Here is a 1,882-nt window from a genome sequence, read left to right as displayed (position 1 = left end):
CACCAGGTCGATCCCGGCCGTCGCGCTGTTGTCGAACGCGTCGATGTCTACGGGAGCGAACACGGTCGCTTCGGGCGAAACATTGCCCACCGCGTCGACCTGGGTGACGCCCAGTTCCTCGCCATGCGTCTGCGCCGGGGTGAGCGTGACCGAGAAGCTGCCGTCCGGATTGACCGTGCCGGTCCCGATCGCGGCGCCGGCCGTATCGGTAACCTCGACGCTGGCGCCAGGCTCGCCGGTACCGGTCAAGGTGGTGCCATCGGCGCTCACCGCAAGGCCAGTGGGTGCATCGGGCGCGGTGATATCGGGTGCCAACGCCGTCGCCGGATCGGAGATGTTACCCGCCGGATCCGTCTGCGTGACCGTCAGGTCCTCGCCATTGGTCTGCGGCGAGGTCAGCGTCACTGTATAGGTGCCGTCGGGACCGACGGTGCCGGTGCCGATCGTCGCGCCGCTCGGATCATGGACGGTAACGGTCGCGCCGCGTTCGCCCGTGCCGGTCACGATCGTGCCCGCATCATTGACGTCGGCCGTCGGCGCGTCGGGCGCGGTGATGTCCGGAGCGAACGCCGCCGTCGGATCGGAGACGTTCCCCTCAATGTCGGTCTGGACGACGGTCAGGCGCTCGCCGTTGGTCTGCGGCGGCGTCAGCGCGACGGTGTAGTTGCCGTCGAGACCGACGAGGCTGGTACCGATCACATTGCCGGCCGCCCCGCGGACGGTGATGGTCGCCCCCGCTTCACCCGTGCCGATCACCGACGCACCGTCGGGCGCAACGGTAGCGGTGGGCGGATCCGGGTCGTCGGTCGTCCCGGCGCCGGAGACGTCGAGGACGATTTGGAGTGTGGCGGTCTCCGTTCGCCCGTCAGGCGAGACGAGCTGGTAGGTGAAGCTGTCGATCAGGTCCGACGCCGAATGCGGCAGGTCCGCCCGGGGCGTGTAGACATAGTCGCCAGTCTCGCTGATCGTCAGCGTACCATAGAGGCCGGTGATCGCGCGTCCGCCATCCTCGACCTCGACGAAGCTGGTCCCGTCCCTCACCCACAGCTCGGTGAAGGCAGAGCCGGCCACATCATTGTCGAGCAAATTGCCCTCTGCGTTGGTGGTGCTCTGTACCTGGAAGTCGTCGAGATGCGTGATCGTCTGACCCAGATAGACGTCGGTATCGAAGGGCAGCCCCACCGCGCTCGAGCTCGACACCTCGAAGGTATAGGTACCGGGAGGCAGATCCTGGACCGTCAGCGACAGGCCCGCGCCAAGGCCGAGCACATTCGCCAGGGCGGTGGCCGTGATCGTCTGTACCTCCGCGCCGCCGGCATCGCGTATCGTGATCGTGAACGTCGGCAGGGCGGACAGCACCCCTCCTCCGACCGCGATGATCGTGACGTCGGAGCTGGTGTTCGGTGCAACGGTGAAGGTGTCGCTGCCCGATCCCGTCCCAAGGAGGCCCGGCGTGTTGAAGCTGAACTCCACCGTCGGATCGACCGTGTCGACGACATTCTCGTAGACGACGTCGACGCGCGCCTGGTCGTCATTGGCCACGGGAGCGCCAGTGATGTCGTCGCTGCCGATGGTGATGGTGAGATTGGCGGTCTCCAGCTCGCCGTCGCTGTCGCGGATGGTGTACTGGAACTGCTCCGTCTGCCCGATCGCCGACGCGTCGGCATTGGGCGTGTAGGTGTAGCTGCCGTCGAGGTCGATCACCAACGTGCCGAACTGACCGGTGACCGTCGTTCCGTCCGCGGTCACATCCGTGGTGACGCCGTTCACGGTGACGCTGTGCACGACCGTCGCCGGGCTCACCACGTCGACCTCGCCACCGGGGCCGGCATCGGTGATGACGTTGCCGCTCGCCGGGATCGGATCGACGCTGGCGATGTCC

The 1,882-nt window shown here is 67.2% G+C and carries 1 protein-coding gene; it reads right to left on the bottom strand.

The window, feature by feature from the left end; genetic code table 11:
- A partial coding sequence (locus tag AC2YHA_RS19455) for a BapA/Bap/LapF family large adhesin (RefSeq protein WP_487402973.1) occupies positions 1-1,882 on the bottom strand: 1,882 nt, incomplete at both ends.

It is taken from the genome of Sphingomonas sp. SRI_018 (assembly GCF_057586275.1).
Note: the sequence above shows the minus strand (reverse complement) of the source record. Positions and strands in the feature narration are given on the sequence as shown.